At 68.0% G+C, this 3,303-nt stretch carries 3 protein-coding genes; 1 reads left to right on the top strand and 2 read right to left on the bottom strand.

Annotated elements, in window-relative coordinates; translation table 11 throughout:
* Nucleotides 1–243: helix-turn-helix transcriptional regulator (locus tag P1P70_RS42430; RefSeq protein ID WP_319247523.1), on the top strand; the 243-nt coding region annotated here is incomplete at its 5' end.
* A gap of 31 nt (nucleotides 244–274) precedes the next feature.
* On the opposite strand, the gene P1P70_RS42425 is transcribed toward P1P70_RS42430, so the two are convergent.
* The gene (locus P1P70_RS42425; protein WP_319247521.1) at nucleotides 275–1,723 is read right to left on the bottom strand and encodes a family 43 glycosylhydrolase; all 1,449 of its coding nucleotides are present in this window, start codon (nucleotides 1,721–1,723) and stop codon (nucleotides 275–277) included.
* Between the two features lie 22 nt (nucleotides 1,724–1,745).
* Nucleotides 1,746–3,215, bottom strand: coding sequence for a family 43 glycosylhydrolase (locus P1P70_RS42420; RefSeq protein WP_319247525.1), 1,470 nt, complete (start codon nucleotides 3,213–3,215; stop codon nucleotides 1,746–1,748).
* Nucleotides 3,216–3,303 lie beyond the last annotated feature (88 nt).

Genomic DNA, 3,303 nt, shown 5'->3' with positions numbered 1-3,303 from the left:
CCCGGCAACCGCCTCGCCGCCCCCGACCAGCTGACCATCCTCACCACCCGCGAGCGCGAGGTCATGTCCCTGGCCGCCGAGGGCCACTCCAACGACGAGATCGCCGAGAAGCTGTACGTGAGCCCGCTGACGGTACGGACCCACGTCCACCGGGCGATGACGAAACTGGGCGCCCGCGACCGGGCCCAACTGGTCGTCATGGCGTACCAGTCGGGCCTGGTGCGGGTCGCCCCTCCGGAGTGATCCCCCTCAACTCCCGGCTACTCGCTACTCGCTACTCCTTGTAGAACGTGGCGTCCTGCCGGTCGAGGGTCGTGCTGACCGGCTGGGTGTGGAGCAGGTTGTTGAAGTGCCGGATGTACCGGCCGGGGAAGTTGAACGACTCGTACGAGACCCCGGCCGCGGTGTCGGCGAGGCCCGCCCGCTGGAAGAAGGACGCGTCCGCGTCGAACAGGGCGGTGCCGTCGTCCTTCTCCACCCAGAGCTCGTTGTTCTTGTGGCGGAGGTAGTAGCCGGGGAAGTTCGCCGACTCCAGCGAGACCGTGCCGCTGCCCGTCAGCCCGGTGACGATCCGGAACTGCGAGTCGGCGAGGTTGGTGACGTTGCTCTCCAGCTTGGCGCGGTACTCCCAGTGCCGGATGAACTTGCCCGGGTAGTTGAAGGAGGACAGCCGGACCGGGGTCACGCCGTCGGCGACGGGGATGCCGAAGTTGGGCGTGCCGTCGGCGTTCCAGTACAACTTCTGGTAGCGGGTGCGGCGGTTGGGGTCGTTGAGCGGGTCGCCGCTGATGTCCTTGTAGTTGCGGTCGTGGTAGACGAGGATGTCGGACTTTCCGTCCTCGGACGTGGTGAAGGTGTTGTGGCCGGGGCCGTACTGGCCGGTGGCGGCGTTGCTCTTGAAGACCGGTGTGGAGGCCTTCGCCCAGGACGCCGGGTTCATGAGGTCGGCGGTGTCGGAGGCGGTCAGCAGGCCGAGGCAGTAGTTGGCGTCGGTGGCGGCGGCCGAGTAGGCCATGAAGACCTTGCCGTTCTTCTGGATGACGGCCGGGCCCTCGTTGACGCGGTGGCCGACGGTCTCCCAGGAGTACTCGGGCTTGGAGATCATCACCGGGCTGCCGCTGATGGTCCAGGGGTTGGACATCTTCGCCAGGTACAGGTTGGTGCCGGAGCCGACCGCCGGGTCGTTCTGCGCCCAGCTGAGGTAGCGGGTGCCGTTGTGCGTGAAGGTGGTGGCGTCCAGCGAGAAGGTGTCCAGCGGGAGCGCGATCCGGCCCTTCTCGGTCCACGTGCCGGTGATCGGGTTGGCCGCGCTGGTCTCCAGGACGTACGGCCGGATCTTCCAGATGTCGTTCGTGGCACCCGCCGCGAAGTACACGTACCACTTGCCGTCGATGAAGTGGATCTCCGGCGCCCAGATGTGGGCGCCCATGTCACCGCTGGCGTGCTTGGTCCAGATCGTGGTCTCCGTGGCCGTGGCGAGGCCCTGGAGGGTGGTCGCCCGGCGCATCACGATCTTGTCGTACGCGGGGACGGTGGCCGTGAAGTAGTAGTAGCCGTCGGTGTGCTTGAAGATGTGCGGGTCGGCCCGCTGCGTGGCTATCGGGTTGGTGAAGGTGACGGCCGGGGACGCCGGGACGGCTGCCTGGGCGGGGGTGGTCATCGTGGTGAACACGGCGAGCGCGGCCGCCGCGGCCACGACGGCCCGTCTGGTGAGGTGTCTCATGTTCTGTCTGGGCCTTTCGGGGTCAGGCGGTGGTGGGGGCGAGGCGCCACTGCTGGCAGTTGTTGTTCAGCCAGGACCACTGGCGGACGTCGGAGCCGTTGGCGGTGCCGCAGTCGGCGACGTCCATGACCTTGCCGGTGGCGGCGTTGACGATCCGGACGTAGTCGTTGCCGAGGTAGACCATGCGGAACTTCTGGCAGTTGTTGTTCAGCCAGGACCACTGCCGGATGTCGGTGCCGTCGGCGCTCGCGCAGTCGGTGACGTCGGCGACCTTGCCGGTGGCGACGTTCACCAGGCGGCTGGTGTCGTCGGCGCGGTCCTCGATGCGCCACTTCTGGTTGGCCCCGCCGTTGCAGGTCCACTGGGCGATGTTGGTGCCGTCGGCCGTGCCGCCGCCGGTGACGTCGAGGCACTTGCCGCTGTTGCGGTTGACGATGGTGTACGCGGTCGGGGTGGTCGCGGTCTCGCCGGAGGGGCCGGCGATGGTCGCGCCGAGGGCGACGGGGGTGCCGAAGTTCGGGGTGCCGTCGGCGTTCCAGGTGAACTTCTGGGCGCGGGTCGTACGGCCGTTGTCGCAGCCGTCGCTCGCCGCGTCGTTGGCGTGGTAGACGATCCAGTTCTCGGTGCCGTCGGGCGAGGTGAAGAACCCGTTGTGGCCGGGCGCGTACACGCTGTTGGCGTCGCTGCGCTGGAAGACCGGGGTCTGCTTCTTCGTCCAGGAGGAGGCGAGCAGCGGGTCGGACCCGGTCAGCTCCAGCTGTCCGAGCTTGTAGTCGGGGCCCCAGCAGGCGCTGGCGGAGTAGATCAGGAAGGTACGGCCGTTGCGGTAGAGCGGCTCGGGGCCCTCGTTCACCTCGCCGCTCTGGGTCTCCCAGCTCAGGGTCGGGCTGGAGATGACGGTGAAGGTGGTGCTCGCCAGGGTGTACGGGTTGCTGAGGGGCGCGATGACGAGGCTCTGCTTGCTGCCGCCCACCGAACCACTGCCGGCCAGGTACAGCTTGTTGTCGTGCTTGAGCACGCTGACGTCGATCAGCCAGCCGCCCGGGTTGAGGTTGGACCCGGCGAGCTGGTTCTTGAAGGTGTACGGCCCCATCGGGTCGGACCCGGCGCTCTCCAGCACGTAGGTGCGCTGGTCGTCGCAGCAGGCGGAGGCGCGCGGCCCGGCGGAGTAGTAGAGGTACCACTTGCCGTCGAAGAAGTGGATCTCCGGGGCCCACATGTTCCAGTTGCGGGTGGAGGTGCTGTCCGACCACACCTGCACACTGGGCGCGGTGCTCAGCCCGGCGAGCGTGGGCGACTTGCGCATGGTCAGCTCACCGGTGAACGAGGTCGTCACCAGGTAGTAGTTGCCGTTGTAGTACTCCAGCCACGGGTCGGCGCCTTTTTGCGTCTTGACCGGGTTGGTGTAGGGCTTGCCGTCGGCGGCGGCGGCGGGTGAGGCCGGCTGGACGGCGAGGAGCGACGCGAAGAGGGCCAGCAGGGCGGCCCCCATCGTCACCCAGTGACGGACTTGAATGCGGAACACGGCAAGTCCCTTCGGGGAGCGGCTCGAGAGGGGGGTGTCGAGGGGGATCGTGGAG

The organism is Streptomyces sp. MB09-02B, assembly GCF_033794485.1.
In the GTDB taxonomy this organism is placed as follows: domain Bacteria; phylum Actinomycetota; class Actinomycetes; order Streptomycetales; family Streptomycetaceae; genus Streptomyces.
The sequence above is the reverse complement of the archived record's forward strand: the minus strand, read 5'-3'. Positions and strand labels throughout refer to the sequence as shown.

What these genes read in the sequence shown, in the direction of transcription:
- P1P70_RS42425 (WP_319247521.1), bottom strand. Translation starts at nt 1,723, where the DNA reads ATGAGACACCTCACCAGACGGGCCGTCGTGGCCGCGGCGGCCGCGCTC.
- P1P70_RS42420 (WP_319247525.1), bottom strand. Translation starts at nt 3,215, where the DNA reads ATGGGGGCCGCCCTGCTGGCCCTCTTCGCGTCGCTCCTCGCCGTCCAG.